This window comes from Streptococcus sp. 3705, from assembly GCF_013277145.1.
GTDB lineage: Bacteria > Bacillota > Bacilli > Lactobacillales > Streptococcaceae > Streptococcus.
Window position 1 is genome coordinate 13330 of the sequence record NZ_VMMJ01000032.1, and the last position, 24501, is coordinate 37830.

The 24501-nt window shown below is 40.7% G+C and carries 22 protein-coding genes, 2 tRNA genes and 2 pseudogenes; 25 read left to right on the forward strand and 1 reads right to left on the reverse strand.

The window, feature by feature from the left end; translation table 11 throughout:
* Positions 1-34: 34 nt before the first annotated feature.
* The gene (gene plsY, locus HT714_RS08420) at positions 35-676 is read right to left on the reverse strand and encodes a glycerol-3-phosphate 1-O-acyltransferase PlsY (protein WP_173226592.1); all 642 of its coding nucleotides are present in this window, start codon (positions 674-676) and stop codon (positions 35-37) included.
* A 135-nt stretch (positions 677-811) separates the two neighbouring features.
* Here plsY and parE point away from each other — a divergent pair, with 135 nt between their 5' ends.
* The 25 genes and pseudogenes from parE (at position 812) to HT714_RS08555 (ending at position 24440) form a co-directional block, all read left to right on the forward strand.
* On the forward strand, positions 812-2755 hold the full coding sequence (gene parE, locus HT714_RS08425) for a DNA topoisomerase IV subunit B (RefSeq protein ID WP_000037260.1): 1944 nt from the start codon (positions 812-814) through the stop codon (positions 2753-2755).
* Positions 2756-2782: 27 nt separating this feature from the next.
* The gene (locus HT714_RS08430; RefSeq protein WP_173226590.1) at positions 2783-3616 is read left to right on the forward strand and encodes an aminoglycoside 6-adenylyltransferase; all 834 of its coding nucleotides are present in this window, start codon (positions 2783-2785) and stop codon (positions 3614-3616) included.
* Positions 3597-4331, forward strand: coding sequence for a type II CAAX endopeptidase family protein (locus HT714_RS08435; protein WP_173226588.1), 735 nt, complete (start codon positions 3597-3599; stop codon positions 4329-4331). Before HT714_RS08430 ends, HT714_RS08435 begins: the two co-directional genes overlap by 20 nt.
* Positions 4332-4383: 52 nt before the next feature.
* Positions 4384-6855 (forward strand): DNA topoisomerase IV subunit A, encoded by a 2472-nt coding sequence (gene parC / locus HT714_RS08440; RefSeq protein ID WP_173251777.1) that lies wholly within the window; start codon positions 4384-4386, stop codon positions 6853-6855.
* Between the two features lie 134 nt (positions 6856-6989).
* The gene (locus HT714_RS08445) at positions 6990-8012 is read left to right on the forward strand and encodes a branched-chain amino acid aminotransferase (protein ID WP_033681953.1); all 1023 of its coding nucleotides are present in this window, start codon (positions 6990-6992) and stop codon (positions 8010-8012) included.
* A 22-nt stretch (positions 8013-8034) separates the two neighbouring features.
* The gene (locus HT714_RS08450; RefSeq protein WP_173226584.1) at positions 8035-10002 is read left to right on the forward strand and encodes a peptide ABC transporter substrate-binding protein; all 1968 of its coding nucleotides are present in this window, start codon (positions 8035-8037) and stop codon (positions 10000-10002) included.
* 97 nt (positions 10003-10099) lie between these two features.
* Complete coding sequence (locus HT714_RS08455; protein WP_000037113.1) at positions 10100-10330, forward strand: DUF2969 domain-containing protein; 231 nt, start codon at positions 10100-10102, stop codon at positions 10328-10330.
* A 49-nt stretch (positions 10331-10379) separates the two neighbouring features.
* Positions 10380-10460 (forward strand) — tRNA-Tyr (locus HT714_RS08460).
* A gap of 9 nt (positions 10461-10469) precedes the next feature.
* Positions 10470-10541, forward strand: a tRNA-Gln gene (locus HT714_RS08465).
* A 161-nt stretch (positions 10542-10702) separates the two neighbouring features.
* On the forward strand, positions 10703-11905 hold the full coding sequence (gene rpsA / locus HT714_RS08470; protein WP_001001631.1) for a 30S ribosomal protein S1: 1203 nt from the start codon (positions 10703-10705) through the stop codon (positions 11903-11905).
* Between the two features lie 85 nt (positions 11906-11990).
* A complete protein-coding gene (locus HT714_RS08475; RefSeq protein WP_173226582.1) occupies positions 11991-12488 on the forward strand; it encodes a GAF domain-containing protein in 498 nt (165 codons plus the stop codon).
* Entirely contained in the window at positions 12488-14143 is a 1656-nt protein-coding gene (gene dnaX, locus HT714_RS08480; protein WP_173226580.1) for a DNA polymerase III subunit gamma/tau, read from the forward strand. Before HT714_RS08475 ends, dnaX begins: the two co-directional genes overlap by 1 nt.
* Before the next feature lie 27 nt (positions 14144-14170).
* On the forward strand, positions 14171-14365 hold the full coding sequence (locus HT714_RS08485) for a DUF3272 domain-containing protein (RefSeq protein ID WP_173226578.1): 195 nt from the start codon (positions 14171-14173) through the stop codon (positions 14363-14365).
* A 150-nt stretch (positions 14366-14515) separates the two neighbouring features.
* Positions 14516-15286, forward strand: a complete 771-nt coding sequence (sufC, locus tag HT714_RS08490) for a Fe-S cluster assembly ATPase SufC (RefSeq protein WP_000114489.1) — start codon at positions 14516-14518, stop codon at positions 15284-15286.
* 27 nt (positions 15287-15313) lie between these two features.
* Positions 15314-16576 carry a Fe-S cluster assembly protein SufD gene (sufD, locus tag HT714_RS08495; protein ID WP_173226576.1) on the forward strand — a complete coding sequence of 421 codons (1263 nt, stop codon included), beginning with the start codon at positions 15314-15316 and terminating at the stop codon, positions 16574-16576.
* 10 nt (positions 16577-16586) lie between these two features.
* Positions 16587-17813 (forward strand): cysteine desulfurase, encoded by a 1227-nt coding sequence (locus HT714_RS08500; protein ID WP_173226575.1) that lies wholly within the window; start codon positions 16587-16589, stop codon positions 17811-17813.
* Complete coding sequence (sufU, locus tag HT714_RS08505; protein ID WP_173226573.1) at positions 17800-18240, forward strand: Fe-S cluster assembly sulfur transfer protein SufU; 441 nt, start codon at positions 17800-17802, stop codon at positions 18238-18240. Before HT714_RS08500 ends, sufU begins: the two co-directional genes overlap by 14 nt.
* A 53-nt stretch (positions 18241-18293) precedes the next feature.
* Positions 18294-19706, forward strand: a complete 1413-nt coding sequence (gene sufB / locus HT714_RS08510; RefSeq protein ID WP_173226571.1) for a Fe-S cluster assembly protein SufB — start codon at positions 18294-18296, stop codon at positions 19704-19706.
* Positions 19707-20007: 301 nt separating this feature from the next.
* A pseudogene (locus tag HT714_RS09810) lies at positions 20008-20850 on the forward strand (IS630 family transposase).
* A gap of 110 nt (positions 20851-20960) precedes the next feature.
* The gene (locus HT714_RS08530) at positions 20961-21197 is read left to right on the forward strand and encodes a DUF2829 domain-containing protein (protein WP_000141907.1); all 237 of its coding nucleotides are present in this window, start codon (positions 20961-20963) and stop codon (positions 21195-21197) included.
* Entirely contained in the window at positions 21190-21888 is a 699-nt protein-coding gene (locus HT714_RS08535; RefSeq protein ID WP_173251785.1) for a 3-oxoacyl-ACP reductase, read from the forward strand. The genes HT714_RS08530 and HT714_RS08535 overlap by 8 nt, the downstream gene beginning before the upstream one ends.
* 9 nt (positions 21889-21897) lie before the next feature.
* Positions 21898-22377: an NUDIX hydrolase gene (locus tag HT714_RS08540; RefSeq protein ID WP_173226559.1), complete on the forward strand. Its 480-nt coding sequence runs from the start codon at positions 21898-21900 to the stop codon at positions 22375-22377.
* A gap of 7 nt (positions 22378-22384) precedes the next feature.
* Entirely contained in the window at positions 22385-23113 is a 729-nt protein-coding gene (locus HT714_RS08545) for a GNAT family N-acetyltransferase (protein ID WP_173226557.1), read from the forward strand.
* Between the two features lie 41 nt (positions 23114-23154).
* Positions 23155-24058, forward strand: a pseudogene (locus tag HT714_RS08550) (putative PEP-binding protein).
* On the forward strand, positions 24000-24440 hold the full coding sequence (locus HT714_RS08555; protein ID WP_173226553.1) for an ASCH domain-containing protein: 441 nt from the start codon (positions 24000-24002) through the stop codon (positions 24438-24440). Before HT714_RS08550 ends, HT714_RS08555 begins: the two are co-directional and overlap by 59 nt.
* The last annotated feature ends 61 nt before the right edge of the window (positions 24441-24501 follow it).

Sequence of the window (24501 nt, forward strand, 5' to 3'; positions counted from 1 at the left end):
TACAAAAAACGTCAGTTCAGAATGAACTGGCGTTTTATTTTTTAGGATGTTGGTGGGTTAGGTTCAATCCCCAAGGGACAAGATTTTCAGTTTTATTTTTGATACGAGCGATATTGTCCTTATGACGAATGATAATCAAACTAGCAAGAGCTAGGATAATAGCGATGAATAGAGGGTCATAGTTGCTCAGGATAAAACCAAAAAGTGGAAAGAGTAGAACTCCGATGACAGCCGCGATAGATGCTGTGACACTAGATAGCGAAATCATACTACCAAGATAGAGGGTTCCAAAGAAAACAACCGCAAGGTAGAGGCAGAAGACAGGCGCAAATCCGAAAACCACTCCAGCACTGGTTGCGACAGCCTTACCACCCTTAAATCCTGCAAAGATAGGGAAGGTATGGCCAATAACAGCCAAAAGTCCAAAGATGAGAGGCGAAAAGTCTTGTAGATGAAACATAATCGGAAGAAGCGTTGCTAGGGTTCCTTTGAAAAAGTCAATGACAAAGGTTGCCATACCAGCTTTCTTACCTAAAATGCGGAAGGTATTGGTCGTTCCAGTGTTACCAGAACCATGCTCTCGCAGATTGATTTGAAAGAAAACTTGTCCAATCCAGAGACCAGACGGAATCGAACCCAGCAGATAGGCTAGGATTAATAAAACTATTGTAATCATACTCCTATTATATCATGAAATGGAGAAGAAAGGCAGAGAATCTCTTCTGAAATTGTCACAGCGGAGAAAGAAAAATTTTGCAAAATCCTTGGAAAACTTGTAGAATAGTAAAGATGAACGAATAGGAGGTTCCTTGTGTCAAAAAAGGAAATCAATATTAACAATTATAATGATGATGCCATTCAGGTGCTAGAAGGGTTGGATGCGGTCCGTAAACGTCCAGGAATGTATATCGGATCGACCGATGGTGCTGGTCTCCACCACCTAGTCTGGGAAATCGTCGATAATGCGGTCGATGAAGCCCTGTCTGGGTTTGGCGATCGTATTGATGTGACCATTAATAAAGATGGAAGTTTAACGGTTCAAGACCACGGACGTGGAATGCCAACTGGTATGCACGCGATGGGAATTCCAACTGTTGAGGTTATCTTTACCATTCTTCATGCAGGAGGGAAATTCGGTCAAGGAGGCTACAAGACATCAGGTGGACTTCACGGGGTGGGGTCTTCCGTTGTTAATGCCCTTTCTAGCTGGCTAGAAGTTGAAATCACTCGTGATGGTGCAATCTACAAGCAACGTTTTGAAAATGGTGGAAAACCTGTCACGACTCTGAAGAAAATCGGTACAGCACCCAAGTCTAAAACAGGTACCAAGGTTACTTTTATGCCTGATGCGACGATCTTCTCTACGACAGATTTCAAGTACAATACCATCTCAGAGCGTCTTAATGAATCAGCCTTTCTCTTGAAAAATGTGACCTTGTCTTTGACGGACGAGCGAACAGATGAAGCGATCGAGTTTCACTATGAAAATGGGGTGCAGGACTTTGTTTCTTATCTGAACGAAGACAAGGAGACCTTAACGCCAGTTCTTTACTTTGAAGGTGAAGACAATGGTTTCCAAGTGGAAGTAGCTCTCCAGTACAATGATGGTTTTTCAGATAATATTTTGTCCTTTGTCAATAACGTTCGTACCAAGGATGGTGGAACGCATGAGACTGGACTTAAGTCTGCCATTACTAAGGTTATGAACGACTACGCGCGTAAGACAGGTCTTCTCAAGGAAAAAGATAAAAACCTTGAAGGGTCAGACTATCGTGAGGGGCTAGCGGCTGTCCTCTCTATTCTAGTCCCTGAAGAACATTTGCAGTTTGAGGGTCAGACCAAGGACAAACTAGGAAGTCCACTAGCTCGTCCCGTTGTGGATGGAATTGTAGCGGATAAGTTGACCTTCTTCCTTATGGAAAATGGTGAATTGGCTTCTAACCTCATCCGCAAGGCTATTAAGGCCCGTGATGCTCGTGAAGCGGCACGTAAGGCGCGTGATGAGAGCCGAAATGGGAAGAAAAATAAAAAAGATAAGGGCTTGCTGTCTGGTAAATTAACCCCAGCCCAGTCTAAGAATCCTGCTAAGAATGAACTCTATCTCGTCGAGGGCGACTCTGCCGGTGGCTCTGCCAAACAAGGTCGTGACCGTAAATTTCAGGCTATCCTACCTCTTCGTGGTAAGGTTATCAATACAGCCAAGGCCAAGATGGCGGATATCCTCAAAAATGAGGAAATCAACACCATGATTTATACCATCGGTGCAGGTGTCGGAGCAGACTTCTCCCTTGAAGATGCCAACTATGACAAGATCATTATCATGACCGATGCGGACACCGACGGTGCCCACATTCAGACTTTACTCTTGACATTTTTCTACCGCTACATGCGTCCGCTAGTTGAGGCAGGACATGTTTATATCGCCCTCCCGCCTCTTTACAAGATGTCCAAAGGTAAAGGCAAGAAAGAAGAAGTGGCCTACGCATGGACAGACGGAGAACTTGAAGAACTCCGCAAGCAGCTCGGTAAAGGCGCTACCCTCCAACGCTATAAAGGTCTCGGTGAGATGAATGCGGACCAGCTCTGGGAAACAACCATGAATCCAGAAACGCGTACTCTTATCCGTGTTACAATCGAAGACTTAGCACGCGCCGAACGCCGTGTCAATGTCCTCATGGGAGATAAGGTCGAACCACGTCGTAAGTGGATTGAAGACAATGTCAAGTTTACGCTGGAGGAAGCGACAGTGTTTTAAGTTAGTTTTTAATGAATGGGTATAAACATGAGAACTGAAACAGAAATGCTCGATGTAATCTTAAAGACTGCTGAAACCTTACAAGTTGCGGCTGTCGCCATGTCTGGTTCGCGGACAAACCCAAAGGCCCTAAAAGATGAATTTCAAGATTACGATGTAGTCTATGTTGTAGAGAATCTGGACGAGCTGATCTCAGATTTATCTTGGACAGATCAGTTTGGTAAACGTATTATCGAGCAAGAGGTTAGGTTGGGACATCGCCGTCTATTTCTTATGCTCTTTGAAGATGGCAATAGGATTGATTTGACTCTATGTCCTAAAGAATATATCAAGGAGTGGATAGAAAGCGAAGCGGATTTCACGGTGTTAGAGGACCCTAAGGGCTTGTTTGCGCCTTATTCTCCAAATCCTCAACGTTACTGGACGAATCCAGCTAGTCAGATAGATTTCGAAAAAGCCTGCAATGAATTTTGGTGGGTTTCCGCCTATGTGGTCAAAGGAATCTGTCGTAAGCAAGTTATTTATGCGACCGATCATCTCTATGGCATTTGTCAACAAGAACTCCTAAAAATCTTAGTTTGGCAGGTTGCAAGTGATAGGGGGAAAGTCGATATCGGCAAGAACTACAAGTACCTCTTTCAGTATTTGCCTGCTGAGAAAGAGAAAGAATTTACAGCCTTGCTTGACTTTTTTGACCAGAAAAGCCTCACCAAGTCTCTCTTCGCTACCATGAACTTTTTCCATAAAGAAGCGCAGGCCTTCTCTCTTAAAACCGGCTTCCACTATGACAAAGTAACTGCTGAGAAGATGATTGAGTATGCTAAGGAGAGACTCGAAACAAATGAAACATTTACAAAATAATAAGATAACAAAATTTTTACTGATTAGTTTTCTCATTTCTTGGGGATTTGGTTGGGGATTGCTCGCTTTTCTGACGCAAATGAGCCTCTTAAGTCTAACAAGTCCACTAGGAGTTTTTCTCCATTTACTAGGAGGTTTCGGTCCAACCATTGCAGCCATTTCTTGTTTGCCTCAAAAATCCATTAAAAGCATAGTCTCTTTTATCTTAGGGGACTCAAAGAAATATATTTTGCTATTTCTTTTACTAATTTTCGTGCAGACAGGTGTCATCGCTTTCTCCTCTAAGGAACTTAATCCGGCTTTTCCACTAGGAAATTTGTTTGTTGTTTTTTTGAGTGCAATCTGTATCTATGGTGGCGAAGAAGAATTGGGATGGCGAGGCATCTTGCAACCAACTTTGGAAACTAGATTCTCCTTTTGGATTTCCGGTTTGATAACAGGTTGTATTTGGGCAATTTGGCATGTACCTTTATGGTTTGTGATTGGAAGTTCCCAAAGTGGGATGCCTTTTATATTATTCAGTCTATTTGCAATTTATCTCAGTATTCTTCTAGCAGCTGTTTTCAAAAAGACTAAGTCGGTCCTTTTTTGCGCCATTTTTCACGGCCTAATTAATACCCTACTTAGCTTATTTGTTATTAAAATTAATCTTTTATTCATTCTAGGATTAGTAGGATTGCTCTTCTTTTCTCACTACCTACAAAGAAACAGTTAAATTTATAAAATATAGATTTACTTTACAATAAAACACTAAAAAGAGAATTATTATGTCTAACATTCAAAACATGTCCCTAGAGGACATCATGGGAGAGCGCTTTGGTCGCTACTCCAAGTACATTATTCAAGACCGGGCTTTGCCAGATATTCGTGATGGCTTGAAGCCGGTTCAGCGCCGTATTCTTTATTCGATGAATAAGGATGGTAATACCTTTGATAAGAGTTACCGCAAGTCGGCCAAGTCTGTCGGTAACATCATGGGGAATTTCCACCCACACGGTGACCGTTCTATCTATGATGCCATGGTTCGTATGTCACAGGACTGGAAAAATCGTGAGATATTGGTTGAAATGCACGGTAATAACGGTTCTATGGACGGAGATCCACCTGCGGCTATGCGTTATACCGAGGCGCGTTTGTCTGAGATTGCAGGCTATCTTCTTCAGGATATCGATAAAAAGACCGTTCCTTTTGCTTGGAACTTTGACGATACGGAGAAAGAGCCGACAGTCTTGCCAGCAGCCTTTCCAAATCTTTTGGTCAATGGTTCGACTGGTATATCGGCTGGATATGCTACAGACATTCCTCCCCATAATTTGGCTGAGGTCATTGATGCGGCGGTTTACATGATTGACCACCCAACTGCAAAGGTGGATAAACTCATGGAATTCTTGCCTGGACCAGACTTTCCGACTGGAGGGATTATCCAGGGTCGTGATGAAATCAAGAAAGCTTATGAAACCGGAAAAGGGCGCGTGGTTGTTCGTTCCAAGACTGAGATTGAAAAGCTAAAAGGTGGTAAGGAACAAATCGTTGTCACTGAGATTCCTTATGAAATCAACAAGGCCAATCTGGTTAAGAAAATCGATGATGTTCGTGTCAATAACAAGGTTGCAGGTATTGCTGAGGTTCGTGATGAGTCTGACCGTGATGGTCTTCGTATTGCGATTGAACTCAAGAAAGACGCCAATACGGAGCTTGTTCTCAACTATCTCTTCAAATATACTGATTTGCAAATCAACTACAACTTTAACATGGTGGCGATTGATAATTTCACACCTCGTCAGGTTGGGATTGTTCCAATCCTGTCTAGCTATATCGCCCACCGTCGTGAGGTGATTTTGGCGCGTTCTCGCTTTGACAAGGAAAAGGCTGAGAAACGTCTCCATATCGTTGAAGGTCTGATTCGCGTGATTTCGATTTTAGACGAAGTCATTGCTCTTATCCGTGCTTCTGAGAATAAGGCTGATGCCAAGGAAAACCTTAAAATCAGCTATGATTTTACAGAAGAGCAGGCTGAGGCCATCGTTACCTTGCAACTTTACCGCTTGACCAATACAGACGTTGTTGTCTTGCAGGAGGAAGAAGCAGAACTTCGTGAAAAGATTGCCATGCTGGCAGCTATTATCGGTGATGAGCGGACTATGTACAATCTCATGAAGAAAGAGCTTCGTGAGGTCAAGAAAAAATTTGCGACTCCGCGTTTGAGTTCTTTGGAAGACACTGCAAAAGCAATCGAGATTGATACAGCTAGTCTTATTGCTGAGGAAGATACCTACGTCAGCGTGACCAAGGCAGGTTACATCAAGCGTACTAGTCCACGTTCCTTTGCGGCTTCCACCTTGGAAGAAATTGGCAAACGTGATGACGATCGTTTGATTTTTGTGCAAGCTGCCAAGACAACCCAGCACCTCTTGATGTTCACAAGTCTCGGAAATGTCATCTACAGACCAATCCATGAATTGGCAGATATTCGTTGGAAGGATATCGGAGAGCATCTGAGCCAGACCATTACAAACTTCGAAACGAACGAAGAAATCCTCTATGCAGAAGTAGTGGATCAGTTCGATGATGCGACAACCTACTTTACAGCAACTCGCCTTGGTCAAATTAAACGTGTTGAACGCAAAGAATTCACTCCATGGCGGACCTACAAGTCTAAGTCTGTCAAGTATGCTAAGCTCAAAGACGAGACAGATCAAATTGTAGCAGTGGCTCCGATTAAACTGGATGATGTACTCTTGATTAGCCAAAACGGTTACGCCCTGCGTTTCAATATCGAAGAGGTTCCAGTTGTCGGTGCTAAGGCTGCAGGTGTCAAAGCTATAAACCTGAAAGCAGATGATGTTCTCCAATCCGCCTTTATCTGCAACACCTCATCCTTCTACCTCTTGACCCAACGTGGAAGTTTGAAACGTGTTTCTATTGACGAAATTCCGGCAACCAGCCGTGCCAAACGTGGTTTACAAGTCTTGCGTGAGTTGAAAAACAAACCGCATCGTGTCTTCTTAGCAGGAGCAGTTGCAGAACAGGGCTTCGTTGGTGACCTCTTCAGTACAGAAGTGGAAGAGAACGACCAAACTCTGCTTGTTCAATCCAACAAAGGAACAATCTACGAAAGCCGATTGCAAGATTTGAACCTGTCAGAACGTACCAGCAATGGTAGCTTCATCTCTGACACGATTTCAGATGAAGAAGTTTTTGACGCTTATCTTAAAGAAGTATTTACTGAAGCTAAATAAGTGAAATGAGGAATCAGTTCTAAGAGCTGGTTCTTTTTATTGAAGAAATTTTCTGAAAATTACAAAATATACTTGCTATTTTAGAAAAATAGTGTAGAATATAAGAAATAGGTTTTTAGAATAAGGAGTGGAATATGACAGTAACGATTGATTGGGAAAACCTTGGTTTTTCCTATATGAAATTACCTTATCGCTATATTGCTCATTTTAAAAATGGACAATGGAATCAAGGAGAGCTTACAGAGGATGCAACTTTGCATATTTCAGAGTCTTCTCCAAGTCTTCACTATGGTCAACAAGCCTTTGAAGGTTTGAAAGCTTATCGTACTAAGGATGGCAGTGTTCAACTGTTCCGGCCTGATGAAAATGCTAAACGCCTGCAACGTACATGTGACCGTCTCTTGATGCCACAAGTTCCGACAGAAATGTTTGTAGAAGCTTGTAAAGCAGTTGTTCGTGCGAATGAAGAATACGTACCACCATACGGAACAGGTGGGACCTTATATCTTCGCCCTCTTTTGATTGGTGTCGGAGATATTATTGGGGTTAAACCAGCAGAAGAGTATATTTTCACCATCTTTGCCATGCCAGTTGGAAATTACTTTAAAGGTGGTTTGGTCCCAACCAACTTCTTGATTCAGGATGAATACGACCGTGCTGCTCCAAATGGTACAGGTGCGGCAAAGGTTGGTGGAAACTATGCTGCCAGTCTCTTGCCAGGGAAATTGGCCAAGTCACGTCATTTTTCAGATGTTATTTACCTAGACCCTTCAACTCATACAAAGATTGAAGAAGTTGGATCAGCTAACTTCTTTGGAATTACAGCTGACAATGAGTTTGTAACACCATTGAGTCCATCTATCTTGCCATCTATTACCAAGTATTCCTTGCTTTATTTGGCAGAACATCGCTTGGGCTTAACTCCTATTGAGGGAGATGTCCCAATTGATAACCTTGACCGTTTTGTAGAGGCAGGTGCCTGTGGTACAGCAGCGGTTATTTCTCCAATTGGAGGTATTCAACACGGTGATGATTTCCATGTATTCTATAGTGAAACAGAAGTTGGCCCTGTGACTCGTAAACTCTATGATGAATTGACAGGTATTCAGTTTGGTGATATTGAAGCGCCAGAAGGTTGGATTGTAAAAGTAGATTAAAAATATATTAAAGGAGATTTTTATGAAATCAAAAAAGTGGATTTTAACAACAGGACTTATCCTAAGCACAACAGCTCTTTTAGCAGCCTGTGGAAAAGCTGATAAAGAAGCAGATGCTCCGACAACATTTTCTTATGTTTATGCAGTGGATCCAGCATCCTTGGACTACAGCATAGCAACGCGTACATCCACAACAGATATTATCGGGAATGTCGTTGATGGTTTGATGGAAAATGATAAATATGGTAATGTTATTCCTTCTTTGGCTGAAGATTGGTCTGTCTCAAAAGATGGTTTGACTTATACCTATAAACTTCGTAAAGGAGTGAAATGGTACACTTCAGAAGGTGAAGAATACGCAGAAGTAACAGCCCATGACTTTGTGACAGGACTAAAACACGTGGCTGATGGTAAGTCAGACGGTGTCTCTCTCATCCAAAATTCCATCAAGGGCTTGGACGCCTACATGACTGGTGAAACCAATGATTTCTCTACAGTTGGTGTTAAAGCTTTGGATGACTATACAGTTGAGTATACATTGAATGCGCCAGAAAGTTTCTGGAATTCAAAAGTTACAACAGCGACGATGTTGCCTGTAAATGAAGAGTTTTTGAAGGCATCAGGAAAGAATTACGGAGAGGTTAGCCCAGCAGGGATTCTCTACAATGGTCCTTATTTCTTAAAAACATTGACTTCTAAATCTTTGATTGAATATGAAAAAAATCCAAATTACTGGGATAAAGAAAATGTTAAAATCGAGAAGATTAAATTGACCTACTACGATGGTTCAGATCAGGAGTCTTTGATCCGTAGCTTCTCCTCTGGTGCTTATACGACAGCCCGTCTCTTCCCAAGTAGCTCAAACTTTGCTTCAACTTTGGAACAATACGGAGATAAAATCACTTATAGCCCACAGGACTCAAGTAGTTATTACTTTACTTTTAACGTAAATCGTCAGTCATACAATAAAACTGCGAAAACAAGTGAAGAGCAAAAGACTTCTACAAAAGAAGCTATGCTTAATAAGGACTTCCGTCAGGCTATCAACTTTGCCTTCAACCGTCATTCGTATGCTGCCCAGCTAAACGGTGAAGATGGTGCGGACAAGATTATTCGTAATAGTCTAGTTCCAGATAACTTTGTGCAAGCTGGTGGTAAGAACTTTGGTCAAATCGCTCAAGCAGAGTTGGTGAACTATGGTGACCAATGGAAAGGCGTTGAGTTAGTGGATGGTAAGGATTCTATCTACAACCCTGACAAGGCTAAAGCTGCTTTCGAAAAAGCTAAGAAAGACTTGGAATCTAAAGGGGTAACCTTCCCAATTCACTTGGATGTCCCGGTTGAACAAACAGATACTATCGCCGTTCAACAAAGCAACTCTTTCAAACAGTCTATTGAATCAACTCTTGGTGCTGAAAATGTTATCATCGATGTACTTCAAATGACAGATAATGAAAAAGAAACGATTACATCACAAGCGCGTGTTCCTTCTCAAAAAGACTATGATTTGAACAGTACAGGATGGGCTCCAAGCTATCAAGATCCAGCGTCTTACTTGAATATTATGGATCCAAAATCTGGTTCTGCCATGAAACACCTTGGTATTACGAAAGGAAAAGATAAGGATGTTGTGGCTAAACTTGGTTTGGATCAATATAAGAAATTGTTAGAAGATGCTGTTTCTGAGACCACTGACTTAGAGAAGAGATATGAAAAATATGCCAAAGCTCAAGCTTGGTTGACAGATAGTTCATTATTGATGCCAACAGCTTCATCTGGAGGTTCTCCAGTTGTAAGTAACGTAGTACCATTCTCAAAACCATACTCACAAGTTGGTATTAAGGGGGATCCATATATCTTTAAAGGAATGAGATTGCAAAAAGATATTGTTACAACAAAAGAATATGACGAAGCTCTTAAAAAATGGCAAAAAGAAAAATTGGAATCCAATAGTAAATACCAAAAAGAACTAGAAAAGCATATTAAATAAAGTAGAAAACTCTATGTCAGACAAGCCTGATATAGAGTTTTTTCTTGCTAGTTTTAGGATTTTCTTGTAAAATAGAAAAAGTGAAGAGAGGTATGAAATGAGCAAGAAAGATAAAAAAATTGAAATTCAAGTAGCAGATGCTAAAGTTAATGTAGGAAAAGACAGTTTTGAAGGTTATACGTTGACTATTGGTAAAAAAGTTATCGGAGAAATTGCCGAATTAGACGGACAATTTGCTATCATAAAGAATGGGAATGTCGATAGTTTTTATAAAAAATTGGAAAAAGCTGTGGAAATTTTGATTGAAAATTATAATTTAGCAAAATAAGTCTTGTTTTTTTGAAATTTTCATGATATAATAGTCCATGTTGATTGTAGGAGAGATAGCGAAGAGGCTAAACGCGGCGGACTGTAAATCCGCTCCTTCGGGTTCGGGGGTTCGAATCCCTCTCTCTCCATTTTATCAATGGGGTATAGCCAAGCGGTAAGGCAAGGGACTTTGACTCCCTCATGCGTTGGTTCGAATCCAGCTACCCCAGTTCTTAGGTAATAATCAAGATAAAAAGCAAAATATCTTAGGGTATTTTATTTTTATAATTGAAAGACGTGAATGATATGAACATGTCCTTGCGGGTGCTTAGGAAAAAAATTATAAGTATGTCAAGTTTAAGAAAAACTTGATTGTTGGAGGATTTTTTAGATGAACGAATTTGAAGATTTGCTAAATAGCGTTAGCCAAGTTGAAACTGGTGATGTTGTTAGTGCTGAAGTATTGACAGTTGATGCGACTCAAGCTAACGTTGCAATCTCTGGAACTGGTGTTGAAGGTGTCTTGACTCTTCGCGAATTGACAAACGATCGCGATGCAGATATCAATGACTTTGTTAAAGTAGGAGAAGTATTGGATGTTCTTGTACTTCGTCAAGTAGTTGGTAAAGATACTGATACAGTTACATACCTTGTATCTAAAAAACGCCTTGAAGCTCGCAAAGCATGGGACAAACTTGTTGGTCGCGAAGAAGAAGTTGTTACTGTTAAAGGAACTCGTGCCGTTAAAGGTGGACTTTCAGTAGAATTTGAAGGTGTTCGTGGATTTATCCCAGCTTCAATGTTGGATACTCGTTTCGTACGTAACACTGAGCGTTTTGTAGGTCAAGAATTTGACGCTAAAATCAAAGAAGTTGACGCTAAAGAAAACCGCTTTATCCTTTCACGTCGTGAAGTTGTTGAAGCAGCTACTGCAGCAGCTCGCGCTGAAGTATTCGGTAAATTGGCTGTTGGTGATGTTGTAACTGGTAAAGTTGCACGTATCACAAGCTTTGGTGCTTTCATCGACCTTGGTGGTGTTGACGGATTGGTTCACTTGACTGAATTGTCACACGAGCGTAACGTATCACCAAAATCAGTTGTAACTGTTGGTGAAGAGATTGAAGTGAAAATCCTTGATCTTAACGAAGAAGAAGGACGTGTATCACTTTCACTTAAAGCAACAACACCTGGACCATGGGATGGCGTTGAGCAAAAATTGGCTAAAGGTGATGTAGTAGAAGGAACAGTTAAACGTTTGACTGACTTCGGTGCATTTGTTGAAGTATTGCCAGGTATCGATGGACTTGTTCACGTATCACAAATTTCACACAAACGTATTGAAAATCCAAAAGAAGCTCTTAAAGTTGGTCAAGAAGTTCAAGTTAAAGTTCTTGAAGTTAACGCAGATGCAGAACGTGTATCACTTTCTATTAAAGCTCTTGAAGAGCGTCCAGCTCAAGAAGAAGGACAAAAAGAAGAAAAACGTGCTGCTCGTCCACGTCGTCCAAAACGTCAAGAAAAACGTGATTTCGAACTTCCAGAAACACAAACAGGATTCTCAATGGCTGACTTGTTCGGTGATATCGAACTTTAATCAAATTGAAAATTCACAAAATCCTTTGTTTTCTAAACAAGGGATTTTTCTTTTGTCTGTAAGCCTTTTTTGATATAATAGTTCTATGTTAGAATCAGAAAAACAATCACGTTATCAAATGTTAAATGAAGAACTCTCTTTTTTATTGGAAGGCGAAACCAATGTTTTGGCAAATCTTTCCAACGCCAGTGCTCTTCTAAAATCACGCTTTCCTAATACTGTATTTGCAGGCTTTTATTTGTTCGATGGAAAGGAATTGGTTTTGGGTCCCTTTCAAGGTGGTGTTTCCTGCATCCGTATTGCACTTGGAAAGGGTGTTTGTGGGGAGGCAGCTCACTTTCAGGAAACTGTTCTAGTTGGAGATGTAACAACTTATCCCAACTATATTTCTTGTGATAGTCGTGCTAAAAGTGAAATTGTCGTGCCGATGGTAAAGAAAGGTCAATTACTTGGTGTTCTGGATCTGGATTCTTCAGAGATTGATGATTATGATGCTATGGATCGAGATTATTTGGAACAATTTGTCGCTATTTTGCTTGAAAAGACAGAATGGGACTTTATAATGTTTGAGGAGAAAGCCTAATGTATCAAGCACTTTATCGAAAATATAGAAGTCAAAACTTCTCTCAGTTGGTTGGTCAAGAAGTTGTGGCTAAGACTCTTAAACAAGCGGTAGAGCAAGAGAAAATAAGTCACGCTTATCTTTTTTCTGGTCCTCGTGGAACGGGAAAAACCAGTGTGGCTAAGATTTTTGCCAAGGCTATGAACTGTCCCAATCAAGTGGGTGGTGAACCATGTAATAACTGCTATATCTGTCAGGCAGTGACGGATGGTAGTTTAGAAGATGTCATCGAAATGGATGCGGCCTCTAATAATGGGGTTGATGAAATTCGTGAAATTCGTGATAAATCTACCTATGCGCCTAGCCTTGCTCGTTATAAGGTTTATATCATAGATGAGGTTCACATGCTGTCTACAGGGGCTTTTAATGCTCTTCTAAAGACGCTGGAAGAGCCAACACAGAATGTGGTCTTTATTTTAGCTACTACTGAATTGCACAAGATTCCTGCCACTATTCTATCCCGTGTGCAACGTTTTGAATTTAAATCAATTAAAACACAGGATATTAAGGAACATATCCACTATATCTTAGATAAAGAAAATATCAGTTCTGAACCAGAGGCTGTGGAAGTCATTGCTAGACGAGCTGAAGGTGGAATGCGAGACGCCTTGTCTATTTTGGATCAAGCCCTGAGTTTGACACAGGGAAATGAGCTGACGACTGCTATCTCTGAAGAAATTACTGGCACCATTAGCCTATCAGCCTTGGATGATTATGTGGCCGCCTTGTCTCAACAGGATGTTCCCAAAGCCTTAGCTTGCTTAAATCTTCTCTTTGACAATGGTAAGAGCATGACTCGTTTTGTGACCGACCTTTTGCACTATTTAAGAGACTTGTTAATTGTCCAAACAGGGGGAGAAAACACTCATCATAGTCCAGTCTTTGTAGAAAATTTGACACTTCCTCAAGAAAATCTGTTTGAAATGATTCGCTTGGCGACAGTCAGTTTAGCAGATATTAAGTCTAGTTTGCAGCCCAAGATTTACGCTGAGATGATGACCATCCGTTTGGCAGAAATCAAGCTTGAACCAGCTCTTTCAGGGGCGGTTGAACATGAAATTTCTGCACTTAGACAGGAAGTTGCCCGTCTCAAACAAGAACTCGCCAATGTGGGAACGGTGCCCAAGCCAATAACCCCAGCTCCTAGTCGTCCAGCGGCAGGTAAGACAGTCTATCGTGTGGATCGCAATAAAGTTCAATCTATCTTACAAGAGGCTGTCGAAAATCCTGATTTAGCACGTCAAAATCTGATTCGTTTGCAGAATGCCTGGGGAGAGGTGATTGAAAGTCTAGGAGGCCCTGATAAGGCTCTGCTAGTTGGTTCTCAACCGGTTGCGGCCAATGAACACCATGCCATTCTTGCTTTTGAATCTAACTTCAATGCTGGTCAAACCATGAAACGAGACAATCTCAACACCATGTTTGGCAATATCCTCAGTCAGGCAGCAGGTTTTTCACCTGAGATTTTAGCCATTTCCATGGAGGAATGGAAAGAAGTTCGCGCAGCCTTTTCAGCCAAAGCCAAATCTTCTCAAACTGAAAAAGAAGTAGAAGAAAGCCTGATTCCAGAAGGATTTGAATTTTTGGCTGATAAAGTGAAGGTAGAGGAAGACTAAAGAAAGATTTCATGATACAATAAGTTTATGAATAGACAACAATTTATTATCATCGCACTGTTTACAGCTGCTGAGACCTATTTTTTCAATGAAGCCTGGATGACTGGTCGCTATATTATGGCAGCCTTTTGGGCCATTTTACTCTTTAGAAATTTTCGAGTCAGTTACTTGATGGGCAAAATAGTAGATGTCATTGACAAGCATTTAAAAGGAAAAGACTAGTCCTCAGCTTCTAGACAAAATCAAAGCCTTTTAGGCTTTTTTTTGTTATACTATAAAAGTATATTTATTGACCTTTTACCGTATTTTCTAGGGAAATCAAGTATGTTTCCAGTAAGAACTGTAAAGGTCTTGAAAAAGAAAGGAACTATCATGTCAGTATTAGAGATCAAAGATCTTCACGTTGAGATTGAAGGAAAAGAAATTTTAAAAGGGGTTAACCTGACCCTGAAAACAGGAGAAATTGCCGCTATCATGGGACCAAATGGTACTGGTAAATCAACTCTTTCTGCCGCTATCATGGGAAATCCAAACTATGAAGTTACCAAAGGTGAAGTTTTGTTTGATGGCGTAAACATCCTTGAGTTGGAAGTGGACGAGCGTGCGCGTATGGGACTTTTCCTTGCTATGCAATATCCATCAGAAATTCCTGGAATTACCAATGCTGAGTTTCTTCGTGCAGCAATGAATGCTGGTAAGGAAGATGATGAAAAGATTTCAGTTCGTGAGTTTATCACTAAGTTAGACGAGAAGATGGAACTGCTCAACATGAAAGAAGAAATGGCAGAGCGTTACCTCAACGAAGGTTTCTCTGGTGGTGAGAAAAAACGTAATGAAATTCTTCAACTCTTGATGTTGGAACCAACTTTTGCCCTTTTGGATGAGATTGACTCTGGTCTTGATATTGACGCCCTTAAAGTTGTTTCTAAAGGTGTTAATGCTATGCGTGGTGAAGGCTTTGGTGCTATGATTATCACTCACTACCAACGTCTTTTGAACTACATCACACCTGATGTGGTACACGTGATGATGGAAGGTCGTGTTGTCCTTTCAGGTGGTCCAGAATTGGCTGCGCGTTTGGAACGTGAAGGATACGCAAAACTAGCTGAAGAACTTGGCTACGATTACAAGGAAGAATTGTAATTCCCTCGTATCTTTTAGGAGAAGTAAATGACTAAAGAAAATATTAAACTTTTTTCAGAAATGCACGCTGAACCAAGCTGGTTGGCTGACCTCCGTCAAAAAGCTTTTGACAAGATTGAGACTTTGGAATTACCAGTTATTGAGCGTGTCAAATTCCACCGTTGGAATCTGGGTGATGGAACGATTACAGAAAGTGAGCCATCAACAAATGTTCCTGATTTCACTGCTTTAGATAACCACTTGAAATTGGTGCAGGTTGGAACTCAAACTGTTTTCGAACAAATTCCAGTTGAGTTGGCTGAACAAGGGGTGGTCTTTACAGACTTCCATTCAGCTTTAGAAGAAATTCCAGAGTTGATCGAAGAATTCTTCATGTCATCTGTTAAGTATGACGATGATAAGTTGGCAGCCTACCACACAGCTTACTTTAACAGTGGGGCTGTACTCTATATTCCAGATAACGTAGAAATCATAGAGCCAATCGAAGGTATTTTCTACCAAGATAGTGATAGCGATGTGCCGTTTAACAAGCATATTATGATTATCGCTGGTAAAAATTCTAAGATTAGTTATCTGGAACGTTTAGAGTCACGTGGTGGAGGTAGTGCTAAGGCAACTGCAAATATCACAGTTGAAGTGATTGCACGTTCTGGTGCTCAAGTGAAGTTTGCTGCGATTGACCGTCTAGGTGAAAACGTCACTGCTTACATTAGCCGTCGTGGTAAATTAGGCAACGATGCAAGTATTGACTGGGCTATCGGTGTCATGAACGAAGGGAACGTCGTTGCGGACTTTGATAGCGACTTGATTGGAAATGGTAGCCATGCGGATCTTAAAGTCGTAGCTCTTTCAAGTGGCCGTCAGGTACAAGGAATTGATACTCGAGTGACTAACTATGGTTGCAACTCAATCGGAAATATCCTCCAACATGGGGTTATTCTTGAGAAAGCGACTTTAACTTTCAACGGTATTGGCCACATCATCAAGGGTGCTAAAGGAGCAGATGCGCAACAAGAAAGTCGTGTTCTCATGCTTTCAGACCAAGCTCGTTCAGATGCCAATCCAATTCTTTTGATTGATGAAAATGACGTAACTGCAGGACACGCGGCTTCTATCGGTCAGGTAGATCCAGAAGACATGTACTACCTCATGAGCCGTGGTTTAGATAAGGCAACTGCAGAACGTTTGGTTGTCCGTGGTTTCCTTGGCTCTGTTATCGTTGAGATTCCAGTCAAGGAAGTTCGTGATGAAATGATTGCAACTATCGAAGAAAAATTGTCAAAACGCTAAGGGGAAGTCGATGTTAGATGTAGAAGTGATTCGCAAGGATTTTCCAATTTTAGACCAGATTGTTAATGATGAACCATTGGTCTATTTGGACAATGCTGCGACGACACAAAAACCACTAGCAGTTCTGGAGACGATTAACCGCTACTATGAGAACGACAATGCCAATGTTCATCGTGGCGTTCATACCTTGGCAGAACGGGCGACAGCTTCTTATGAGGCGGCTCGTGAAACCATTCGTAAGTTTATCAATGCAGGGTCTACAAAGGAAGTTCTCTTTACTAGAGGAACGACAACCAGTCTGAACTGGGTAGCGCGTTATGCTGAGGAAGTCTTGACTGAGGGAGACCAGGTCTTGATTTCCGTCATGGAACACCATTCTAATATCATTCCTTGGCAGGAAGCCTGCCGCAAGACTGGGGCAGAGCTTGTCTATGTTTATCTCAAGGACGGAGCTCTGGATATGGATGATTTGCGAGTTAAATTGACTGATAAGGTTAAGTTTGTCTCCCTTGCTCACGCCTCCAATGTTCTTGGTGTGGTCAATCCAATCAAAGAAATCACCCAATTATCCCATCAAGTTGGAGCTATCATGGTGGTGGATGGTGCTCAGTCTACTCCTCATATGAAGATTGATGTTCAGGATTTGGATGTGGACTTCTTTGCCTTTTCAGGTCACAAGATGGCTGGTCCGACTGGTATCGGTGTTCTTTACGGTAAAGAAAAGTATCTGGAACAAATGTCACCTCTTGAATTTGGTGGCGAAATGATTGATTTCGTCTATGAGCAATCTGCTAGTTGGAAGGAATTGCCATGGAAATTTGAGGCTGGAACTCCTAATATGGCAGGTGCAATTGGACTTGCTGCGGCAGTGGATTATCTGGAAAAGATTGGTATGGATGCTATTGAAGCTCATGAACAGGAATTAATCGCATACGTCTATCCAAAACTGCAGGCGATTGAAGGATTGACTATTTACGGTTCTCAGAACTTGGCTAAACGTTCAGGTGTCATTGCCTTTAACCTAGGCGACCTTCATCCTCACGACCTTGCGACTGCTTTGGATTATGAAGGTGTAGCTGTTCGCGCAGGTCATCATTGCGCTCAACCTTTGCTCCAGTATTTGGAAGTTCCAGCAACAGCCCGAGCAAGTTTTTATATCTACAATACTAAGGCAGATTGTGACAAGCTGGTCGATGCCCTACAAAAGACAAAGGAGTTTTTCAATGGCACTTTCTAAACTAGATAGCCTTTATATGGCAGTGGTAGCGGACCATTCGAAAAATCCACATCATCAAGGGAAGTTGGATGATGCTGAACAAATCAGTCTTAACAATCCAACCTGTGGGGATGTCATCAACCTCTCTGTCAAGTTTAATGCAGATGACTGCTTGGAGGATATCGCTTTTCTAAACTCAGGTTGTACCATCTCGACTGCCTCTGCTAGTATGATGACAGATGCAGTCTTAGGAAAGACCAAGCAAGAAGTTTTAGAACTTGCGACTATTTTTTCTGAAATGGTTCAAGGGCAAAAAGATGAGCGTCAAGACCAACTTGGAGATGCAGCTTTCTTATCAGGCGTTGCCAAATTTCCTCAACGAATCAAGTGTGCAACCCTAGCTTGGAACGCCCTGAAGAAAACAATTGAAAATCAAGAAAATCAGTAAGACAAGTTTCTTTTGTCTTATGAATCATTAGAAATGAAGAAAGAAAGGATATTATGGCTGAAGAAAGAGTAGAACCAAAACCAATTGACCTTGGTGAATATAAATTTGGTTTCCATGATGATGTAAAGCCTGTCCTATCGACAGGAAAAGGATTGAATGAAGATGTCATTCGTGAACTATCAGCTGCAAAGGGAGAACCTGAGTGGATGTTAGAGTTCCGTTTGAAGTCTTACGAAACATTTAAAAAAATGCCCATGCAAACTTGGGGAGCAGACTTGTCAGAGATTGATTTTGATGACTTGATCTACTACCAAAAACCATCTGATAAACCAGCCCGTTCTTGGGATGATGTTCCTGAAAAGATTAAAGAAACCTTTGAACGTATTGGGATTCCAGAAGCTGAGCGTGCTTATCTAGCTGGTGCCTCTGCCCAGTACGAGTCAGAAGTGGTTTACCACAATATGAAGGAAGAGTTCCAGAAATTGGGGATTATCTTTACAGATACGGATTCTGCTCTTAAAGAATACCCAGACTTGTTTAAACAATACTTTGCCAAGTTGGTACCACCAACAGATAACAAGTTGGCTGCCCTTAACTCAGCAGTATGGTCAGGTGGAACCTTTATCTACGTACCAAAAGGGGTCAAGGTAGATATTCCACTTCAAACCTACTTCCGTATCAATAACGAAAATACTGGTCAGTTTGAACGTACTTTGATTATCGTTGATGAAGGAGCAAGTGTCCACTACGTAGAGGGCTGTACAGCACCAACTTATTCAAGTAACAGCTTGCATGCGGCCATCGTAGAAATCTTTGCCTTGGATGGAGCTTATATGCGTTATACAACCATCCAAAACTGGTCTGATAACGTTTATAACTTGGTAACGAAACGTGCTAAAGCTCAAAAGGATGCCACGGTTGAGTGGATTGATGGAAACTTGGGTGCCAAAACAACTATGAAATACCCATCTGTTTACCTAGATGGAGAAGGGGCGCGTGGTACCATGCTTTCGATCGCTTTTGCCAATGCAGGGCAACACCAGGATACTGGAGCTAAGATGATCCACAACGCTCCACATACTAGCTCGTCTATCGTATCTAAATCCATCGCTAAAGGTGGAGGAAAGGTTGACTACCGTGGACAAGTAACCTTTAACAAAAACTCTAAGAAATCTGTTTCTCACATCGAGTGTGACACCATTATCATGGATGACTTGTCAGCATCAGATACTATTCCATTTAATGAAATCCACAACTCACAAGTTGCTTTGGAACACGAAGCCAAGGTTTCTAAGATTTCAGAAGAACAACTCTATTACCTCATGAGTCGTGGATTGTCAGAATCTGAGGCAACTGAGATGATTGTCATGGGATTTGTTGAACCCTTCACTAAAGAACTTCCAATGGAATACGCCGTTGAGCTCAACCGCTTGATTAGCTATGAAATGGAAGGGTCAGTCGGATAAAATTTGATTTTAGATTTACTCAAAATCAAGGACTTTGAAGATGAACTTGTGACAACAAGAAACTGAGAAAAAATATTTTAAGAACAGAAAAACGCATGATATCAGGAGTTCAAAAAAACTTGATATTATGCGTTTTATTGTGGGAAGATTTATTGCATTCTCTCATGAAATGGAGTTTTTTCCTAAGCGCTTTTGATTTTTGATATATTTTTGTGAAGACGAAGTAAGACAATATATAAAATAGTCAGTTCAAGACATGATATAGTTGCTTAGTTTAAAATAAGCATGGTCTAATAAATCTATGGCATATAGTAGAGATTTTAAACAAGGAGCCTTAGATTACATCAAAAAGGACCACAGCCATGTCGAGGCAGCCAAAGTTTTTGATGTTGGCGTCAGAACTTTCTTCACGTGGGAACAGAAAGACGTGAACAAGTACACTTAGAGAGGAAAAAGCGAGTCGTCAAAAACCGAAAGATTCCTTTAGAAGAATTGAAAGCCTTTGTAGAGGCTCATCCAGACGCTTTTTTACGGGAAATTGCGGTACATTTTGATTGCGCTGTTCCTTCAGTATGGACAGCTTTAAAGCAATTCATGTCACTTTAAAAAAGACGATTAGCTCTAAGGAACAAGATCTAGAGAAAGTCGCTGAGTTTCTTGATATTTTGAATAGCCTAAAAGATTTACCAATCGTATATAATGACGAAACGGAAATCGACCGCTACCTCTATCGTTCTTATGCACGGGCTCCTAGAGGGGAGAAAGTCTATGAAAAGATTAGCGGACGGCGTTTTGAGCGGACTTCAATTGCTGCAGGACAAGTAGACAGAGAGTTTATAGCTCCCATGATTTACAAGGAAAGTATGACAATCGATTTCTTTGTGGAGTGGTTTAAAACGCAACTCCTGCCTGCTTTGAAGACACCTCATGTCATTGTTATGGACAATGCTAGTTTTCATCTCAAGCATATCTTGGATGAACTTTACCTTCAAGATAAACACTTTTTCTTACCTTTACCACCTTATTTACCAGATTTGAATCCTATTGAGCAAGCTTGGCTATCTTGAAAAAGAAAGTGACTGATTTATTAAGGGAAGTTCCAAATATTTTTGAATGTTTGGAACGCTTTTTTAAAACTAAATGACTATAATTATAAAATGCTTATTGATTTTGATTTAAAATGACTCAAAAAGCCGTTGCACAACGGTTTTTTGTTATAATTAAATGAAGAATGTAGAATTAAAGGAGAAAAACATGACATTTGAAGAGATCCTGCCTGGATTAAAGGCTAAGAAAAAATATGTACGAATTGGTTGGGGAGGGGCTGAAAACTATGTCCAACTTTTTGACACTATTGAACAAAACGGAGTTGCACTTGAAGTGACGCCTTACTTCCTAATCAACGTTTCTGGCGAAGGAGAAGGTTTTTCTATGTGGAGCCCGACACCTTGTGATGTTTTGGCGACGGATTGGGTAGAAGTGCATGACTAGGCGTGTACTCATTACAGGGGTAAGTTCAGGTATCGGATTGGCTCAAGCTCGCCTTTTTTTAGAGGAGGGCTATAAAGTCTACGGAGTGGACCAAGGTGAAAATCCACTATTACAGGGTGATTTCCATTTTTTACAGAGAGATTTGACCTTGGACTTAGAGCCTATTTTTGACTGGTGTCCTCAGGTTGATGTTTTGTGCAATACTGCGGGAATTTTGGACGATTATAAACCACTTTTGGAACAGACAGCGCAGGAAATTCAAGAAATTTTTGAAATTAACTATCTGACTCCTGTTGAGTTGACTCGGTATTATTTGACACAAATGTTAGAGAATAAAGAGGGAATCATTATCAATATGTGCTCCATTGCTTCAAGCCTAGCTGGTGGAGGTGGTCATGCCTATACTTCCTCTAAGCACGCCTTGGCTGGATTTACAAAGCAGTTGGCTATAGACTATGCAGAAGCTGGGATTCAGGTCTTTGGGATTGCTCCAGGAGCAGTCAAGACGGGTATGACCGCTGCCGACTTTGAACCAGGTGGTTTAGCGGACTGGGTGGCTAGTGAAACGCCAATCAAACGCTGGATTGAATCAGAGGAAGTGGCAGAAGTCAGTCTCTTTTTGGCCAGTGGAAAGGCATCTGCCATGCAGGGACAAATTCTGACAATAGATGGTGGCTGGTCTTTGAAGTAGGAGGATCTGATGGAAATTAAAAGACACTTTGGAGTCTACGCTGTTTGCTTTGAAAATGGGAAGTTACTCTGCATTGAAAAAACGAGAGGCCCTTATCAACATCGGTATGATTTACCTGGAGGCAGTCAGCAACTTGGAGAAGGACTGACGGAAACGCTGACTAGAGAAGTTATGGAAGAGACGGGATATACTGTTAAAAGTTACTCCAATCCTCGAATCTACGATGTTTTTGTCAGGGAAGAGTTAAAAAATTTTATAGTTCACCATGTCATGGTTTTGTATGATGTAGAAATGAATGAGAGTGCACCTCAAGTTACGACTTCGGAAGCTGTGTCTGATGGTGCGAATGATTCACTTGGATATATTTGGATGGATATTCAAGAGATTACAGAAGAAAATGTATCGCCATTAGTCTTGAAGGTTAAGTCTGAATTATTAGGACTTCCAGAACTGGACAAGACTTCTTACATGAATTGGAAAGTGAAGTAGGGGGATAATGGAACTATTTAAAACATGGAAGAAAAATATGGTTCTCTATGGTCTTAAATCTCAAATTGGAACTGTCTACCGAAACAATGATAGGACAACAAGTTTTTATGATGTTGGGAATTTTCTATACCTAGCAGGGGACTTGGATTCCAGATTTTGGGAAGATTTTGTTAGAAAATATGGTTTAGATTATAAGATTATTATTTCAGAAAATACTAATTGGCAAGATTTTCTGCATCGAAAAGTGGGGCTAAATTCTTTTACTCGCTATTCTTTTAAAGATAAGGCAAATTTTCAAGTTAAATTTCTAAATGATCTAGTTACTCATTTAGAGGAAGATTACAATATTGTGCCTATTAATAATCATATTTATAACTGCTTTTCTACGGAAGAATGGTCACAGGATTTACAGGGGGATTTTGAGTCCTATCAGGATTTTGTTTTAAAAGGTGGATTTGGCTTTGTGATTCTTAAAAATAATGAACTGATTGCTGGGATTTCCTCAGGGTTAGTTTACCGTGAAGCAGTTGAAGTGGAAGTTGCAACTAGACCAAACGAACAAGGAAATGGATTTGCTAAAAAGCTTGGTGCTGCAATGATTCTAGAGAGTTTAAATAGAGATATGTTTCCACTTTGGGATGCTCATAACGAGGCTTCCAAAAAAGTAGCAGAATTTTTAGGATATGAGTTAGCTGAACCTTATGAAGCTTTTGAACTAGAGAAAAGTTTCATATAATTATATATGATATTGTATCTTTTAAGACGAGGTGAATGGCTATGAAAAATCAACTTGCTCTTAGCGGAGAACAAATTGTTGAAAAAATTTATCCTCAACTATTGCACCACGTCTGTATGATTCGTGGGGAATACTTGTTGAGAGAGCTTAATCAAAACATCCTATTACCAAGTTGTCAGCAATTTGTAAAAGATTATCTAGAGACTATCTGCTCCTTGTACTCAGATGAGGAGATCTGGTATCGTTTTTCTGAATTAACGAATACAGAAGCCAATTGTTTAGTGGGGACTAGAGAGTTTTTTGACGAAGGGCATCCCTTGTTTGGCTATAGAGGAACAAGGCGTTTACTGGCGTGCTTGGATGAATTTCAGGATGAAGCAAATGTCGTTACAGATGTTTATCAAACCAATCCCAATCTGTCTCTTATTTTTCCTTTTGTCAATGATGCCGACCAGTTAAAGGAAGCTATTAGAGTATTGCGTCAGCAGGGTTTTACTGGGAAAATTGCCACGATGATTGAATTACCGTCAGCTTATTTTGACTTGGACAGAATAATGGAAACGGGCATTTCAAAGATTGTAGTTGGAATGAATGATTTGACTTCCTTTGTTTTTGCGACTGTGAGAAACAGTCAATGGCATGATATGGAAAATCCAATTATGTTAGATATGTTGAGACAGATGAAGGATAAAGCAAGGAAGAACAAGATTGATTTTGCTGTAGCAGGCTATCTGAACACTTCTTTTATACAAAAAATGAATCAGATGGATATCGAATGCATTCTCCATTACAGTTCTATTCCAGATATTTTTAATTTAGAGATTGACCATCCAGACCATCTCAAACACATAAAAGAAGAAAGTAAAAAATTACAAAGGAGATACCTATGACACCGCAAGAAATGTGGAATGCCTACAAGAAAATCAATCCTTCGATTGGAGATGAAATCGATGCTTGGGCTTTTGGAGTGGAAGCAGATCTCTTGGCAGATTTGGTTTTAAAAGGAGAAAAGACAGCAACAGCGTCAGCCTATGACCTCTACGCACTAGAAGATGAACCCCTTCCGCAAGTAGGAACCTTTGACGTCATTTTAGACAGTCAAAATCAGGCTGTCTGTATTGTTGAAATTACAAAGGTTTCCGTTCAGCCTTTCAATCAAGTGTCAGCTGACCATGCCTTCAAAGAAGGGGAAGGTGACAAATCCATAGCCTATTGGCGTCAGGTTCATGAGGATTTTTTCGCCGAGTGGTTGAGAGAAGCAGGACTGACTTTTACACCTGAAAGCAAGGTTGTTTTAGAAGAATTTCGCAAGGTCTACCCCCTGTAGACTATTAGAAGGAAGAAAGTTTTGGAAATCGCTGTCCAATCCTTTTTTCTTAGGCAAAACA